Raw genomic sequence first — 15,486 nt, 5'->3', positions numbered from 1 at the left:
TTGCCGCCTGCTGTGCTTGCCTTGATCGTTTCTTCGGGGGTGCTTCCTGGTGGGGGCTGAACAGGGCGGGGCCGGCGCGCCTCGGAGGCGCGCCGGCACGCAGGTCGGGTCAGCTGGTCACGCGGAAGGTGGCGTCGCTCTGGGCGGTCGCGGTGGTGATCGGGTCGAGCCTCAACTCGAACGCGTAGTGCCGGATGTAGTGGTCGGGGTGGTTGTACGACCGGAACGAGGACCAGGTCGGGTCGGCGAGCCCGGCGGCCTGGCGGAAGGTAGCGTCCTCGGCGAACTGCGTGGTGCCGTCGTTGTGGACCAGCTGGAACTCGTAGTTGACGTGCCGCAGGAAGTACCCGGGGAAGTTCACCGACTCGAAGGAGACGGTTCCGGTGCCCGCGAGGCCCGGGCGCAGGCGGAATCGGGAGTCGTCGAGCGGGTCGACGTTCGGGTCGATGCGCGCGTCGAAGTTGGCGTGCCGCACGTACCGGTCCTGGAAGTTGAAGGACTGGATCCGCTGGGCGGGGGTGCCGGGCCAGCGGGCGAGCACGCGGCTCTCCTCGGCGGCCGTCAGGTTGAGGATCCAGCCGTGGCGCTTCTTCGTGCCGCCCATGTCGTAGTCGGTCGACGCCTGCCGGTGGTAGGCCGCCGGCTTGGACGGGTCGGTGGTCACGACCGGCATGTAGCCGCGGTTGGTGGCGTACTGGTCGAGGTAGAGCGCCCACTTGTCGGTGCCGTTGAACTTCATCCACATCGGGCCCTCGACCTGGGAGCCGGTGAGGCCGATGCCGGAGAGGTTGCCGAGGTCGGTCCACGTCCCGAGGATCGAGTCGCTGCCCTCAAGGGTGATCTGTCCGTCGCCGGAGGCCCGCACGTAGCGGAAGTCGCCGACGCCCGAGGGCACTTCGATGATCTGGGTGTCGATGACGCCCTGGGTGCCGGGGCGGTCGATGTACAGCTGCGGGGTGGTGATGGTGTGGAAGTCCGTGGTGCGGGCGGCGTAGATGCGGTGCTTCAGCACGCCGTTCAGGGTCGCGTTGGTCGCCCAGTACAGGACGTAGCCGTTGGTCTCCGGGTCCCAGATCGCCTCGGGCGCCCAGGCGTTGCGGCCGTCGGGGATCGCACCGGCGACGTCGAGCAGCCAGGGCTTCGACCAGGTGACGAGGTCGGTCGACTCCCACACCACGATGTTGCGGCTGGCGTTGTTCTGGGCCTGGTCCCAGTTCTGCCCGCAGCCGATGCACAGGTCGGTCGCGAGGATCCAGTACCGGCTCCCGTCGGGGGAGCGCACCAGCGCCTGGTCACGCACGCCCCCGGTGCCGACCGTGGACCGCAGGACCATCGCGCCGCCGTCGAGGTCGTTCCAGTGCACGCCGTCCGTGCTGTGCGAGAGGTACGTCTGCTGACCGGTCGCCCCCTCCCCGATGAAGTGCACCATCAGGTACCCGGGCGTGGCGGCAGCGGCGGCGGGTGCGGGTGCGGGTGTGGGCGGGGGTGCGGCAGCGGCCCGCTGCGGTGCGGCCAGGGCGAGGGCGGTGAAGAGGAGGCAGAAGGCGAGCACCCCCGCCGAAAACCGTGCGCGAAGCGCGGACATGGACGTCTCCTGTCGTTCTGCCGGCGCCGACGGGCCGAAGGGGGGAACGCTGGCCGCGGGGGCAGCTCGCTCCCTCGGAGGTGACGCCGCGTTACGCTCCTGAGCGATTGTTAACGTTCACATTTTGGGCGGACAAGACCCGGGATCCGCCGTTACCCAATCTTGATCAGCGGCGAGGCTTCGCTTCGTCCGGACAGCAGCTCCTCGTGGGTCTGCTCGGCGATGCCCAGCTTCCGCCGGTCGGGGCGGACCACGACCTCGGAGACGGCAAAGGTCGAGGCGTCGTCGGGCGGCGCCATGTGTCGGCGCCACCATTCACGTCCTTCCTCCAGCGGGGCGCCGCAGGAGTAGCCGACCGGCTCCCCATCATCGACACCACGCACCTGACGTCCGTCCGGACCGCACGGGCCGTCCTGGCGGCGGCCCCCCAGTCCGGACGACCAACACCATGAGCCCACGCGGGAGTCAGAGAGAACATGAGTACCAGCACATCAACCCCGCCGCGGGTGGTCGACGTCCACGTGGTCGTCCGCACCCCCGACGGCAAGATCCTGCTCTCCCAGTGCGGAGGCCCGTACGGGCTACGGCCAGTGGCACGCCCCCAGTGGCAAGCTCGGGCCCCGGCGAGAGGCCGGCCGAGGGCGGCGCCGCCCGCGAACAGGAGGAGGAGACCGGCCTCCTGGTCGACCCCGAACACCTCCGCCTCGCCTACACCGTCCTGCACCGCCAGGACCCCACCACGCTGCGCCTCGGCCTGTTCTTCGTCGCCGCGGAGTGGGCGGGCGAGGCCGTCAATCGCGAACCCGAGATGCGCCTCGACCTGCGCTTCTTCGCCGCGGACGACCTCCCCGAGGGCCTGATCCCCTACCCGGCCGCCAGAATCCGCGGAGCCCTGAGCGACCCGGGCGGTCTGCTGCACCACAACTGGCCGGTATGAACCCGGGGAGGCCGGGTCGACCTCGGCCTCCCTGCCGGCCGGCCTCGGGGTGGTGCCGCACGCCCCGGGCCTGGTCCCGGCCGGCCTGCGGCCGGTGCCCGACCAGCCGGGACTGCCGAGCCTGCCGGACCTGGGCACCACCGACTTCGTCCTCGCCCAGGGACGCACCACGGCCCGCGGCCCGGCCCGCGCGCCGGCGGAGGCCGGACTCGCGGACGCGTTCCGGCTGCACCGCATCCCGGAGACGGCGCAGCCGTGACGGAGGCGCGGCGCAGCCCGTGAGCGGGGGGCGGAATCCCGCTGGTGAGGCGGGGCCGGGCCCCCGTAGACTCCGGTGCTCGTGACCGAGACCACTGCCGCCGCCGCTCCGATACCGGGCTCCACCGCCGTACCGTCCACACCGTCCGCGGCCTCGCTGTTCGCCGATGCCGAGCGCGTCGCCGCCGCGGTGGCCGCCGCCGGGCGCGGCATGGTCGGGCGGGAGACGGTGGCCGAGGTGGTGGCGCTGTCCGCCGTCGCCGGGGAGCACCTGCTGGTGGTCGGGGCGCCCGGGACGGCGAAGTCCGAGGCGGTGCGGCGGGTGGCGGCGCAGCTCGGCGGGCGGTACTTCGAGTACCTGCTGGGCCGTTTCACCGAGCCCAACGAGCTGTTCGGGCCGGTCGACCTGCGCAGGCTCCGGGAAGGGCGGGTCGAGTTCGAGACCGCCGGGATGCTGCCCGAGGCCGAGATCGCCTTCCTGGACGAGGTCTTCCTCGGCTCGACCGCCGTCCTGAACACCCTGCTCGGGCTGCTCAACGAACGGGTCTTCCGGCGCGGCGGCACCGCGCTCGCCAGCCCGCTGCGGATCTGCGTCGGCGCTGCCAACCACCTGCCCGAGGACCCGGCGCTGGCCGCGTTCGCCGACCGGTTCCTCGCCCGGGTCTTCGTCGAACCCGTCGTCGACGCCCGGCTGGAGGAGCTCCTGGAATCCGGCCGCCGCCCGGCCGCGCCCGCTCACGGGGGCGACCTGCTCGGCGCGCTCGACCGGCTCACCGCCGCCGCCCGTGGCTGCGACCTCGACGCCGTCACCCCACTGCTGGCCACCGCGCTGCGCCGCCTGCGCTCGGCGGGCGTCCCGGTCAGCGACCGGCGGGCCGTGCGCTCGCAGAACCTGGTCGCCGCGGCCGCCGTCCTGGACGGCCGTACCGCCGCCTCCGTCCGCGACCTCTGGGTCCTGCCGCTGGTCGCCCCCACCGCCGACACCCAGGTGCTCGCCCGTGAGACCCTCGCCGACCTGATCGACCGGGCCGCCAACCGCAGCCTGGCCCACACCGCCGAGGAGCTCTCCCGCAGCACCGCCGCCCGCGCCGAACGCCTGCAGCGTACGGGCGCCGCACTGCTCGCCGAGCACGGCCGACTGCCGGAGGGTCAGGACTCCCGGCTGCGGCTGGAAGCCGTCCTGCGCGAGATCGACGCCGGCTTCGACCCGGCCGACCTGCCCGCGCCGCTGGCCGAGGTCCGGGCCGGCCTGGTCGCGGCGGTGTCGGCGGTCGCGGCGGGCGCCCCGTCGTGACCGGCGTCGCGCTCCGCTGGGAGCGTCGTGAACCCCCGCTGGAGCCGGCGGCCGTGCTGGCCCTCGGGAGCGCCGTCCCCGCTCTGGCGGCCGCGACGCGCGACCGGCTGGCGGCCGGGCACCGGCTCGCAGTGGCGGCCGACGGGACGGCGTTGCTGGTCCTCGGCGAGGCGCCGGACCTGCCCTGGGCCGACGGCTCCCGCTACCTGGGCGGCGAGGACGGCGTGCTGGTGCCGACGACGGCCCGCCCGCGGCCCGGGGCAGCGCTGTGGCGGGCGGCCCTGGGGGCGGAGGAGGGGCAGCTGTGCGTTCTCGTGCCCGGCCACGCGCTGGTCGGCGACCGTCCGGTGCCGGGCTGTGGGCCCGCCGACCTGGACCGCTTCCTGGAACCGGCGGAGCGGTGACCGGAGGTTCGGCAAACGTACGAGCACGAGAGCAGTGAGGATCCGGACGACGGTGAACGGCACGGAGAGCGGAAGAGCGGCGCGAGCGGCCGGCCCGGGTGGGCCGGGGATGACCAACGCGCTCGCCCCGTGGGCCGGGGCGCTGTCCGTGCTCACCCCCGAACTCGCCACGGCGCTCGGCCCCTTGCTGCGCCGCCTGGACGCCCTGATCGACGCCCGTGAGACCGTCATCGGGGCCGAGGGCGAGCCGGACGGCTACGGCGGTCTGGCCCGCGGTCGGCGGCCGGAGCGCCTGCTGACCTCCGAGTGGCTGCTCGCCGAGGAGTTCCCGGAGGAGTTCCTGCGGCGTTGGAGCGAGGGCGAACTGCTCGAACTGGAAACGGAGTTGCGCGAGACCAGGAGCCGTGGCCAGGTGGTCGTGCTGGTGGACGCCGGGCCGGCTCAGGCGGGTGCGGCGCGGCTGGTCCAGCTGGCCGCGCTGCTGGTGCTGCACCGGCGGGCGGCGGCCCGGGGCAGTGAACTGCTGGTCGGGGTGCTGGGCGATCCGCCCGGGCGGCTGATCGGCGGGGACCTCGGCGAGCTGCTGCCGCGCTGGCTCAAGGCCCGGCAGCACGCCGATCCCGAACCCGAGGACGTAGCGTACGCGGAGCGGGCGCTGGACCCGGCCGCGCAGTGCTGGCTGCTCGCCTCGCCCCGGCTGGCGGCTCGACTGCCCGCCCGGCGGCGCACGGTGGCGAGCGAGGAGGCGGGCTGGAGCGAGGCGGGCGCCTCCCGGGTTGCGGTCCGGGTGGACGGCGGGCCGGCCGTCGAGCTGCCGCTGCCCCCGGTGGGGGTCGCCGTCCGGGCCCTGCGCGGCAGCGGGTTCCGGTCCACCGCCCAGCTGGCCGCCCAACTGCCGGCCGTCGGCGGGGCGTTGCCCGCCTTCACCAGTGGCGCGGCCACCCTGCTGGTGCGCGGCCGGTGGCCCTCCGTGCTGGTCGCACTGGGGCTGTCGGGCGGGGGTACCGTCGACGGGGCCGCCCGGGCGCGTCGCCACAAGCTGCCCGGCCAGGCCGTCGCGGCCGGGCGCATCGGCAGGCGCCTGCTGGCGCTGTACGTGCGGAACGACTGGCTGGAACTCTACGTGAGCGGAAGGGAGTTGAGCGACTCCGAGGGCTATCGGGTGAAGTCTGCGGCCGTCGGCCTGCCCGAGCTCGGCTCCCCGGAGTTCGCCGAGCTGATGGCCCAGCCGGTGCTGCCCCTGCTGCGCGAGGGCGACGCCCTGGTGCTGCCGGTGGCCGGCCGCTGGCGCCGGATCGAGCCCGGCGGGCGGGTGTCGACCGACGGAGTTGTGCTCTCCACCGAGGGCGGACACCCGTTCATGGGCGCGTGGGAGCCCCGGCTGGCGCCCGTCCAACTGCCCGCCGAGGCTGCCGGGGCGCCGCACCTGGTGCACGGCGGCGGTGCCCTTGGCTGGTCCGAGGACGGGCGGACCTGGGAGGTCCGGTCGAGTCGGGGAAAGAGCGGCCGGATCGAGCTGGGGGACGGGCGGGCCGAGGTGATCGGGCTGGTCGAGGACGGCTTCACGCCCGTGCTGATCACCCGCACCCTGGCGGCGGGGCTGGTCCGCGCCGTCCGGGCGGACGCCGTCCGGGTCCGCGTGGACCGTACGCTCACCGCGCTGTCCGGCGGTGCGACCGCCCCCGCCGTCCACCCCCGGCTGCCGCTGCTCGCCGCCGAGACCGGCCCGGGACGGGTGGTGGTCGCGAGCGCGGCCGACGGGCGCACCCACGCCGTGATCAGGAGCACCGAGTGATGAGCAGTTCAACGATCGGCGGCCGCGTGCCGGGTGGCGCCGCGACCGGGGGTCCGGTGGTCGACGCGGCCGGGTTCCTCCTCGACGTGCCGCTGATCGGCGCCGCCGAGGCGGCCGCACGCGTCCTCGCGCACTGGCAGGACGGTGCCCGGCTGAGCGAACTGCCGGACGGACGCTGGCTGTTGCAGCTGCCCCGGCCGGTGCGGACCCGTACCGACCGGGCTCCCGGAGCGCCGCTGCACGCCGTCGGCCGGGCGCTGGCGACGAGCCCGGGGCAGACCGGCGAGACCGGTGAACTGGTGATCACCAGAGGCAGTCTGACGGAGCGTCGACTCATCGCCGAACTGCTCCCGGTGGACCCCTCGGACTGGCTGGACCCGTCCGGGCTTACCCTCCACCGGCTCGGCCCGGTCGGCACCCCCGTCGAAGCCGAGCCGGTCGTGACCGACCTGTCGCGCCCGCCCGCCGTGGACCTGCGGGCCGCGGCCGGCGTCCTCGGGCGCAGCCGCCGGGCCGGGCGGCTGCTGACGGAGCAGCCTCCGGGCGTCGCGAAGGCGCGCCGGATCTCGGGGCTCGTGGCCGGGCTGCTGCTCGCGCTGGTGCTGTCGGTGCTGGCCTCGGTGGTCGTGAAGGGCGGCGTGCCGGGGGTGACCAACCTGCCGCTGGTCCTGCTGCCGCTGGCCATCGGCGCGCTCATCGGGCTGGCGTACCGCGGCAACTCCCGCCCCCGTACGGTCCGCTGGCGAGGCGGGCCACCTCGGCCCGCGCGGCCCGCCGGGCCCGGTCGGCCCGGCAGGGCCCGTGCCCTGGGCGCGGCGGCGCGCGGTGGCACCGCCCGTGGACGGCAGGGCCGGGCGCCCGTCACGCCGTTCGTCCTGTTCGTGCTGCTCGGCGTCGCCGCCCTGACGACCGGCGATGTCGGCAGCGGGAGCCTGCTGATCCTCCTCGGGGCGATCGGGGTCGCCGTGCGCGTGCTGCCGACGCTCCCCGCCGTCGCCGAACGCGTCCTCGCCGCCGCCGAGGCGCAGGAGGGCGGAGCGAAGACCGGCGGAGCCGCCGGTCCCGGCGCCCGGCGCCGCCGCCTCTGGCTCCCCGGTGCCCAGTGGCTGGCCCGGCTCGCCCTGCGCAGCCCCGTCGGGCTGCTCGTCCGGGAACGCCACGCCCGCTACCTGCACCGGCTCGCCCGTTCCTTCCGGCAGCGCCGGTGGGAGGACGCCCTGCGCGACGCCGTGCGGCTGGCCGGCGGCGCCGACGGCGGCCCGGAGCGGAGCCTGCTGACGCTGCGCCTGCCCGAGCGCTTCCTGGGCGCCCTGCGGCCCAGCCCGCGGGAGCGCGACGGGACGCCGATGGCCTCGCCGCTCAGCGGGCCGACCGTGCACGAGTACCTGACCGGCCTCTACCGGGAGGCCGCCGAGGCCCTGGAGCGGGACGGGCGGACCGACGAGGCCGCGTACGTGCTCGCCGACCTGCTGGTCGTGCCCGCCGAGGCCGTCGCCCTGCTGGACCGGCACGGCCGTACCGCCGAGGCCGCCGAACTCGCCGAAGGGCGCGGCCTGGCCGCGGAACTGGTGGTCCGGCTGCACTGGCGGGCCGGGAACCGGGACCGGGCGGTGCGGATCGCCCACCGGCGCGGCGCCTTCGCCGCCGCCGTCGAGCGGCTCACCGCGACCGACCCGACGGCCGCCCGCGAGCTGCGCGCCGCCTGGGTCGACGACCGTCGCCGGGCCGGCGACCGGCTGGGCGCCGTCGAGGCCGCCTGGCCGGACGAGACGCTGCGCCCGGGTGTGCTGCCGGAGCTCCGGGAGGCCGCCGAACTCGGCGGCGCAGTCCGGGGCCGGGCACTGGTCCACCTGCTCGCGCTCGGCGAGGACGTCGTGGAGCCGGTCCGCGCCGCGCTCACCGCGGCCGAGCCGAGCCGCGTCGGGCCGCACGTGACGACGCCGGACACCGCCGCGCCGCGCGCCGAGCGGGCGGCCGCCCTCGCCGCCCTCGCCGAACTGCCCTGTGCCGACCCGGCCGTCGACCGCGAGCTCGCCACCGTCGCCCTGCGCGGCCTGGTGCGCACCGGCGGACTGGGCGGCCACACCGTCGTGCGCTCCGAAAGCACCGTCCACACGCGGCTGTTGAAGCGCGCCGACCCGCTGGTCGCCGCCGACCTGCCGAAGCCCCGGCGGACCGTACCCGGCAGCGGCGGGGCGCTCGCCGTCACCGCCGCCGACCGCCCCGGCACGCTGCCCGTCCTGGACGCGGCCCGGCTGGACTCCGGCCTGCTGCTGGTGGCCTGCGGCCACGCGGGCGTACGGCTGCTCGGACCGGACGGCCGCGCCCGAGCCCGCTGGGACGTGCCCGCCGAGCAGTTGGTGCTCGCCGACCACGGCGGCACCGCGCTGCTGGTCAGCCGCTACGGTGCCGTCCGCGAGGTGTTCCGGCTCGACCTCGCCACCCGGCGGGTCGCGCGCTGGACGGCGCTGCGGGTGCGGGAGGTCGTCCCCTCCTACGACGGCCGCCACCTGCTCACCGTCGACGAGGACGGCATCGCCGTGCTCGACACCCGCGCCGCCCGGCCTACCGTCGTCCACCGCGAACTCGGCGGCGACCAGCGGACGGTGGGGCGGATCTCCCGGACCGCCGCGAGCTGCGCCGCGGTGGTCCGCACCCGGGCCGGGCGGCACACCGTCGAGCTGACCGAACTGTGGCGCTGGGACCAGCCCGACTGGGAGCTGCGCGCCCGCGACCAGGCCGAGCTCGACGCGGCCGACAGCGACCGGGTGGCCCTTGCCGACGGCCGCCTGCTGAGCGTCCGGCCGGGCGAGGCCCCCGGGGCGAGCGTGCTCGCCTGGACCGGCCGGGGGCGGGCGGAGCAGACCGTCACCGCCCCGTCGTCCGTCACGCCACCGCCGGTGCGGCTCAGCGCCGACGGCACCCACTGGGCGTTCACCGAACACACCGAGGACGGCCTGCGGGCCACCGTCGGCGGCCCCTCCGGAGCCGCCTTCACCGCCGTGCTGCCCGCGGCCTCCGAGCCGCCGGTGCTGCTGCGCGCCCACGCCGGGGCGCTGACCTGCTGGCACCGCTCCGGGCGGGTGCTGGCGGTGCGTACGGACGGCACGGAGCTGCTGGCCGACCTGCGGGTCACGACGGACTGACGCCGGGGGCGGGCAGGTGTCGCTCGTCGCCGCGCGAGCGACTCGGTCTCGATGCCGGGTTGCCGAGATCCTCGGGATCCGGGACGCCATGATCGCGCGCAAGGTCGCGGACTGCTGGATCGAGACCCTCCCGACCGCCGTCTGAGAAGCCGGCCGGTTCGTCCGCAGGGTGGTCCGGGTCCGGGTGGCTGCGCAACAGCAGTCGGCCGTGGCTGTTGGCGTAGGCACGGGGTTCGAACCTGCGGGCTGCTGCTGAGGAGCTCCGTGCCCGGCTGCGGCGCGGACTCGGTGTCGAGCCACTTCCTGATCGTCAGGCGGGCGACGCCGTCGATCGTTCCCGTCCCCCGTCAACGCGATCGGGCGGGGTGTTCGGCGGGGCGTGGTCGCCGGACAGGTAGGCGTCCAGGCGGGCTGCGGCGGTGAGCATGGCGCGGGCGCGGGTGGTGAGGCGTTGCTGCCAGTCGTCCAGGGCCGCGGCGAGGGAGGCGGTGCCGCCTGCCGTGCGGATCTGGTGCACGACGGTGGCGATGTGGGCGAGTGGGTGGCCGCCGCGGCGCAGGAGGTGGGCCAGTTCGGCGTCGCGGACGTCCTCGGGGCGGTAGGAGCGGTGGCCGCCGGGGCGGTCGCGGGCCGGGGTGAGGATGCCCGCCGTCTCCCAGGTGCGCAGGGTGGCGGGGGTGAGGCCGAGTCGGCGGGCGAGTTCGCCGACGCTGAGCGGGCCGGGGGTGGTGGTCGCCGGGGTGGTGGCCGGTTGCGGTGGTGCTGCGGTCAGGCCCTCGACCGCCCGGCGGACGGAGGCGAGGGTCTCCCGGTCGCGCAGCAGCTGGGCGTGGCCCCGGTCGAGGGCGGCCAGCGCCTCGTCCGGCCGGTCGGCGTGCACGGCGGACATCACCAGGGCCGCGGTCGGGTGCCCGAACGCCGCGACCAGGGCGAGGAAGGCCCGCAGGGCGGCGGCGTGCCGCTCGGTGTAGATCCGGTACCCGCTGGGGGTCCGCTCGGCGGGTGGGAGGAAGCCGTCGCGCTCGTAGTTGCGTACGGCCTGGGTCGAGAGGCCGTGCTCGCGGGCGAGGTCGGCAGGGCGCACGGCGGTGACCTTCGGTTTGAGACTTCTTGTCGAAAAAGCCGGGCTGAGACACGAAAAGTCTCAACCGATCTATCAAGGATACGCTTGAGGTCCATGAGCCAGGACATCCGAGACTTCCTCACCCCCTCCTGCGAACTGCTGGCGCTCGGCGAGCCGACGCACCAGGAACCCGCCTTCGGGCTGGTCCGCAACCGGCTGTTCGCCCAACTCGTGGCACGGGGCTTCCGCTCGATCGCCCTGGAGACCGACCGGGTGGCCGCGCTGGCCGTCGACGACTACGTCCGGCACGGCGCGGGCACCCTCGACGCGGCACTGGCCGAAGGCTTCACCCACGGTTTCGGTGCCCAACCGGGAAACCGCCGACTCCTCACCTGGATGCGGGAGTTCAACCGCGACCGGGAGGCCGGTGAGCGACTGGCCTTCCACGGCTTCGACATCCCGACCGAGAACACCACGGCCCCCAGTCCGCGCCGCTACCTCGAACACGCCCGTGACTACCTGCGACTCGACCTCGACATCGCCGCGTTGACGGGGGAGGACGAGCGCTGGGAGCGCGAGGAGGCGATCCTGGACGCCGCCGCCTCACCCGGGGCCACTCCCGAGGCCGAGCGGCTGCGCCGCACCGCCGACGACCTGCTCAACCAACTCTACGTCGGAGCACCGGACTTGATCGCGGCCGGCTCGCGCACCGAGTGGCTCCGGGCCCGGACCCAGCTGCAGGCCGGACTCGGACTGCTGCGCTACCACGCGCAGTCGGCGGTCCAGGGTCTCGGGACGAGCGCCCGGATCTCCGGCCTGATCAGGATGCGGGACGCCCTGATGGCGCAGAACCTGCTCGACATCCGCGAGATCGAGGCCCGGCGCGGCCCGACCCTGGTGTTCGCCCACAATCGGCACCTCCAGAGGAACCCGAGCGCCTGGTCGCAGGGGGAGCTGGACTGCGGCTGGAACGGCGCCGGCCACATCGCCGGCTCGCTGTTGGCGGAGCGCTACGTGTTCATCGCCGGGAGCCTCGGGCGCAGCACGGCGATCGGGCTGGGCGAGCCGGCCCCGGGGACGTACGAGGCGCGACTGCAATCCCGGTCCAGCGATTGGCGGTTGACGACCCCGCCGGTCTCGGGCACAGCCGAGACCCGTACCGACAGCACCCCGCGCCAGGGCTACTTCCCGCTCGACCCGGAGACCCTCGACGGCGCGGCCGCAGTACTGCACATCGCCGACGGAACGGCTGTGGCGTAGGGCCTGTCCGTCACGGCCCCGGGTGGGCGGCCCTCAGGTGGGCGACCAGGGCGGCGGTGCCGGCGGGGGAAGGGCGACCGGGGAGCGACGAACGGCGGCCGGAACGGCGCGGGACCGGACCGGCCGTTGACGCCGGCCGATCCGGTCCCGGGTCCTCGACTCCCGCGCCCTCGGCGCCGTCAGGGGTGCCCGTCCGATCCCGGTGCGCGGCCGGAGGCCGGAGGTGAGGGGCCGGGGGTGGGGAGTCGAAGGTCAGTGGCCGTTGGTCAGAGGGAGTCGCAGTACCGCGCGAACGCGGCCCCGGCCCCGGCGCCGGCCAGGCCTGCGACGGCGAGTCCGACCACGGCCGTGGCGGTGGCGAGCGTCTTCACGAGTGCGTTCGGTCGCATGAGTGCCCCCTTGTGCGGTACCCGCGTCGCGGATGATTCCGCATGGACATGATAACCATGCGGGCGGCGGTGGGTGCGTAAGGATCGAACGACGCGGACGGCCGGTGCCTCGGCTCCGCCGGCCGATCGCCGGCCGATCGCCCGGGGGTTCGGGGCCTGGCCGCCGCCCGCGCCGAGCCGGACGAGCCGGCCCCCCGGTGGTGGCGGTGCATCCCCGGCTGCCCGGTGGGGCCGCCGTTCCCGCCATCGCGCGCGGCCCGCTGCCGCCCGTGCCTACGATCGGTGCAGAGGGGGAGGGCGGGGGGAGAGCGCGGGGGCGAGACGGAAGCCAGGTAGCCGATGGCCCCGAGGTCCGTGCAGTGGCCGCCGTACGTGCGGGTCGCGCCGTGGATGCTGATCGTCGGCGGGCTGGTGTGGAACTCGCTGGATCCGACCGACTACTGGGGCGATCCGATGCTGGCGGCGGCCGCTGTGCTGGCGGGTGCGCTCCTGACGTTGCGGGACACCGTGGTGGTGGCCCTGGCGAACGTGACCGGGATCCTGGTGCTCTTGGTGCGGGACGGGTCGATCGGGACCCAGGACGGCTACCTGGAGCTGGTGAACACGGCCCTCGCGGCCCTGCTCGGGATCGGGGTGAACCGGGTGGTGGCCCAGCAGGGGCGGCGGCTGGCGCGGGTGCGGTCGGTGGCGGAGGCGGCGCAGCGGGCGGTGCTGCCGGAGCCGCCGGGGCTGGTGGCCGGGCTGGAGGTGGCCGCCTGCTACCGGGCGGCCCAGGACGAGGCGCTGATCGGCGGTGACGCGTACGCGCTGCAGGCCACGCGGTACGGGGTGCGGGTGCTGATCGCGGACGTGCGGGGCAAGGGGCTGCACGCGGTGGGGGCGGTGTCGGTGCTGCTGGGGGCGTTCCGGGAGGACGCGCACCGGGAGCCGGACCTCGGGGCGCTGGCGGACGCGTTGGAGCGCACGCTGGCCCGGGAGAGCGCGCAGCTGAGCGAGGAGCTGCGGCTGGAGGGGTTCATCACGGCGCTGCTGGTGGAGTTGCCGCCGGGGGAGGCGGTGGCCCGGACCCTGGACTGCGGTCACCCCGGGCCGTACCTGCTGGGGGCCGGCGGGCCGACGGTGTGCCGGTGGGACGCGGCGGATCCGGGGCTGCCGCTGGGGATGGGCGGGCTGGGGATGCCGCGCCCGGCGGTGGAGACCAGGCCGTTCCCGCCGGGGTGCACGCTGCTGCTGGTGACCGACGGGGTGACGGAGGCGCGGGACGCCGCGGGGGAGTTCTACGACCCGGTGCGCGGGCTGGCCCCGCTCGGGCCGTTCGCCGGGGCGCGGGCGGCGGTGGAGGCGTTGGTGGCGGACGTGGCCCGGTGGACGGGCGGCCCGCGGGACGACGACATGGCGGTGCTCGCGGTGGCCCGGCGCGGGGACGACGGCGGGGCGTGAGGGCGACCGCCGACCCGGGCGCGCGGGAGCGGGGAGGGGCGCGAGGAACCCCGCCGGGCCGGTCGCGGTGAGTGGCCGACCGGCCACCGAGAAGCAGCCCGCAGGGCCCGTTGATGGCTCCGAACGGTCACGCCGATATCACGATGGGGTTACGGAAGGCAGCTACCTCATGGATTCCGGCCAAGTTGAGCGGTCGGCTCCGGTGGCCGGAAAACGGGCGTCCGGATATCGGACGGCGAAATGGACTCCCTGGTCGTGGTCCCGGCCGGACGTCCCGGTGGGCCGTGGTGCCTTGGCGGACGGGCCAGGGCGGGCGCGGGCCGGATCGGGGCCGGGGCATAAGGGCCCGTAGGGGAGGTGCAAGGGGCCGTTCCGGCCGTGGCGGGATCCGGCCGACCCCAGGTTCGTCCGGAAACGGACCAGGTGCTTGCCCCGTGTCGAATGTGTGACCGAGAGTCGCATTGATGAACGAGAAGCCTCACCCCCGCCAGGCCCGTCTGTTCGGCCACCGCGACTTCCGGCTCCTGCTGACCGGAGCCGCGGCGGCCCAGACGGGCAGTCAGGTCACGCTGGTAGCCCTGCCGCTGGTGGCGGTGGTGGTGCTCGACGCCACCCCGTTCGAGGTCGGCCTGCTGACCGCGGCCGAGACCGCCGCCTTCTTGCTGGTCGGCCTGCCGGCCGGTGCCTGGCTGGACCGGATGCGCAAGCTCCCGGTGCTGATCCGCGCGGACGTGGTGCGCTGCCTCGCGGTGGGCTCGATCCCGCCGGCGGCGGCGTTCGGCGTGCTGACCATGCCGCAGCTCTACCTGGTCGCGCTGATCACCGGGGTGGCCACGGTGTTCTTCGACGTGGCCCACCAGTCCTTCCTGCCCGCCGTCCTGCCGCGCGGGCAACTGGTGGCCGGCAACGGCGCGCTGGAGACCGTGCGGTCCTCGGCGCAGATCGCCGGGCCGGGCCTGGGCGGCGGGCTGGTCCAACTTCTCGGCGCGCCGCTCGCCATCGTGGCCGACGCCTGCGGCTACCTCGCCTCCGCCCTGCTGCTCACCCGGATCAAGGTCGAGGAGCCCCGGCCCGAGCCGGAGCCCGGGCGCTCGCTGCGCGCCGAGGTGGCCGAAGGCGTGCGCTTCGTACTCGGACACCCGCTGCTGCGGGCGATCGCCGCCGCCACCGCGACGTCCAACCTGTTCGCCGCCGTGCTGATGGCCGTCCAGACGGTTTTCTGGGTGCGGGTGCTCGACCTGTCGCCCGGGGCCATCGGCGCGCTGCTGTCGGCCTCCGCCGTCGGCGGGCTGGCCGGTGCGCTGTGCGCCGGGCAGCTGTCCCGCTGGGTCGGACAGGCCCGGTTGATCTGGCTGGCCACCGTGGTGAGCGCACCGTTCGCGCTGCTGTGGCCGCTCGCCGCCGGCGGCTCGGGCGCCCTGCTGTTCGGCCTCGCCTCCGGCGTGGTGCTGTTCGGTGCGGTGGCCTACAACGTCGCCCAGGTGAGCTTCCGGCAGAGCGTCTGCCCGCCCGAACTGCTCGGGCGGATGAACGCCACCATGCGCTTCCTGGTGTGGGGCACGATGCCGATCGGCGCCCTCGGCGGCGGGCTCGTCGCCGACTGGGCCGGCCCGCGCGCCGCGCTGTGGCTGTGCGCGGCGGGCTTCCTGCTGGTGCCGGTGCCGCTGTTGCTCTCGCCGCTGCGCCGGATGCGCGACCTGCCCACGGCCCCGGCCGAACCCCGGGCCGTGGCCGGCGATGACACCCAGGACGCCGCCGGCGCCGCCGAGGCCTCGCACGCCGTCGGCGCCGAGGACGCCCAGGACTCGCGTGACGCCCAGGACGCCCGTGACGCCCAGGACGAGGAGGCCGCCCGGCACCCCGCCGCGAGCCCCACCGCCCACTGACCCCCCGACCCGAGCCGACACCGGAAACC

Annotated in this window: 13 protein-coding genes; 9 read left to right on the top strand and 4 right to left on the bottom strand. The window is 75.6% G+C overall.

The features are described 5' to 3' along the window. Positions 1-109 precede the first annotated feature (109 nt). Both ACFWIS_RS28475 and ACFWIS_RS28470 read right to left on the bottom strand, forming a co-directional pair. The gene (locus ACFWIS_RS28475; protein WP_380458245.1) at positions 110-1,585 is read right to left on the bottom strand and encodes a glycoside hydrolase family 43 protein; all 1,476 of its coding nucleotides are present in this window, start codon (positions 1,583-1,585) and stop codon (positions 110-112) included. A gap of 152 nt (positions 1,586-1,737) precedes the next feature. After that, positions 1,738-1,968 (bottom strand): hypothetical protein, encoded by a 231-nt coding sequence (locus ACFWIS_RS28470; protein ID WP_380458247.1) that lies wholly within the window; start codon positions 1,966-1,968, stop codon positions 1,738-1,740. Between the two features lie 221 nt (positions 1,969-2,189). Between ACFWIS_RS28470 and ACFWIS_RS28465 the strand changes: the two genes are divergently transcribed. The 6 genes from ACFWIS_RS28465 (at position 2,190) to ACFWIS_RS28440 (ending at position 9,419) form a co-directional block, all read left to right on the top strand. Next, positions 2,190-2,522 (top strand): NUDIX domain-containing protein, encoded by a 333-nt coding sequence (locus tag ACFWIS_RS28465; RefSeq protein WP_380458249.1) that lies wholly within the window; start codon positions 2,190-2,192, stop codon positions 2,520-2,522. 52 nt (positions 2,523-2,574) lie between these two features. Beyond that, positions 2,575-2,781, top strand: a complete 207-nt coding sequence (locus tag ACFWIS_RS28460) for a hypothetical protein (protein ID WP_380458251.1) — start codon at positions 2,575-2,577, stop codon at positions 2,779-2,781. 81 nt (positions 2,782-2,862) lie between these two features. Then, positions 2,863-4,074, top strand: coding sequence for an AAA family ATPase (locus tag ACFWIS_RS28455; protein ID WP_380458253.1), 1,212 nt, complete (start codon positions 2,863-2,865; stop codon positions 4,072-4,074). Then, complete coding sequence (locus tag ACFWIS_RS28450) at positions 4,071-4,478, top strand: hypothetical protein (RefSeq protein ID WP_380458255.1); 408 nt, start codon at positions 4,071-4,073, stop codon at positions 4,476-4,478. Before ACFWIS_RS28455 ends, ACFWIS_RS28450 begins: the two co-directional genes overlap by 4 nt. Positions 4,479-4,587: 109 nt before the next feature. Beyond that, complete coding sequence (locus tag ACFWIS_RS28445) at positions 4,588-6,273, top strand: hypothetical protein (protein WP_380458257.1); 1,686 nt, start codon at positions 4,588-4,590, stop codon at positions 6,271-6,273. Further along, positions 6,273-9,419 carry a bpX6 domain-containing protein gene (locus ACFWIS_RS28440; RefSeq protein WP_380458259.1) on the top strand — a complete coding sequence of 1,049 codons (3,147 nt, stop codon included), beginning with the start codon at positions 6,273-6,275 and terminating at the stop codon, positions 9,417-9,419. Before ACFWIS_RS28445 ends, ACFWIS_RS28440 begins: the two co-directional genes overlap by 1 nt. A 310-nt stretch (positions 9,420-9,729) precedes the next feature. On the opposite strand, the gene ACFWIS_RS28435 is transcribed toward ACFWIS_RS28440, so the two are convergent. Further along, complete coding sequence (locus tag ACFWIS_RS28435) at positions 9,730-10,503, bottom strand: TioE family transcriptional regulator (protein ID WP_380458261.1); 774 nt, start codon at positions 10,501-10,503, stop codon at positions 9,730-9,732. A 93-nt stretch (positions 10,504-10,596) separates the two neighbouring features. On the opposite strand from ACFWIS_RS28435, the gene ACFWIS_RS28430 reads away from it, so the two are divergent. Next, entirely contained in the window at positions 10,597-11,742 is a 1,146-nt protein-coding gene (locus ACFWIS_RS28430; protein ID WP_380458263.1) for an erythromycin esterase family protein, read from the top strand. A gap of 266 nt (positions 11,743-12,008) precedes the next feature. On the opposite strand, the gene ACFWIS_RS28425 is transcribed toward ACFWIS_RS28430, so the two are convergent. Further along, positions 12,009-12,131, bottom strand: coding sequence for a hypothetical protein (locus ACFWIS_RS28425; protein ID WP_380458265.1), 123 nt, complete (start codon positions 12,129-12,131; stop codon positions 12,009-12,011). Positions 12,132-12,470: 339 nt separating this feature from the next. Here ACFWIS_RS28425 and ACFWIS_RS28420 point away from each other — a divergent pair, with 339 nt between their 5' ends. Together ACFWIS_RS28420 and ACFWIS_RS28415 are read left to right on the top strand one after the other, a co-directional pair. Then, the gene (locus ACFWIS_RS28420) at positions 12,471-13,571 is read left to right on the top strand and encodes a PP2C family protein-serine/threonine phosphatase (RefSeq protein ID WP_380458267.1); all 1,101 of its coding nucleotides are present in this window, start codon (positions 12,471-12,473) and stop codon (positions 13,569-13,571) included. A 464-nt stretch (positions 13,572-14,035) separates the two neighbouring features. Beyond that, a complete protein-coding gene (locus ACFWIS_RS28415) occupies positions 14,036-15,457 on the top strand; it encodes an MFS transporter (RefSeq protein ID WP_380458269.1) in 1,422 nt (473 codons plus the stop codon). The last annotated feature ends 29 nt before the right edge of the window (positions 15,458-15,486 follow it).

The sequence above is a fragment of the Kitasatospora sp. NPDC127060 genome (genome assembly GCF_042724935.1).
Lineage (GTDB): Bacteria > Actinomycetota > Actinomycetes > Streptomycetales > Streptomycetaceae > Kitasatospora.
Note: the sequence above shows the minus strand (reverse complement) of the source record. Positions and strands in the feature narration are given on the sequence as shown.

Excerpts from the sequence above, each read along its gene's own strand:
- ACFWIS_RS28475 (WP_380458245.1), bottom strand. The coding sequence starts at position 1,585 with ATGTCCGCGCTTCGCGCACGGTTTTCGGCGGGGGTGCTCGCCTTCTGC.
- ACFWIS_RS28445 (WP_380458257.1), top strand. The coding sequence starts at position 4,588 with ATGACCAACGCGCTCGCCCCGTGGGCCGGGGCGCTGTCCGTGCTCACC.
- ACFWIS_RS28440 (WP_380458259.1), top strand. The coding sequence starts at position 6,273 with ATGAGCAGTTCAACGATCGGCGGCCGCGTGCCGGGTGGCGCCGCGACC.
- ACFWIS_RS28430 (WP_380458263.1), top strand. The coding sequence starts at position 10,597 with ATGAGCCAGGACATCCGAGACTTCCTCACCCCCTCCTGCGAACTGCTG.
- ACFWIS_RS28425 (WP_380458265.1), bottom strand. The coding sequence starts at position 12,131 with ATGCGACCGAACGCACTCGTGAAGACGCTCGCCACCGCCACGGCCGTG.
- ACFWIS_RS28420 (WP_380458267.1), top strand. The coding sequence starts at position 12,471 with ATGGCCCCGAGGTCCGTGCAGTGGCCGCCGTACGTGCGGGTCGCGCCG.
- ACFWIS_RS28415 (WP_380458269.1), top strand. The coding sequence starts at position 14,036 with ATGAACGAGAAGCCTCACCCCCGCCAGGCCCGTCTGTTCGGCCACCGC.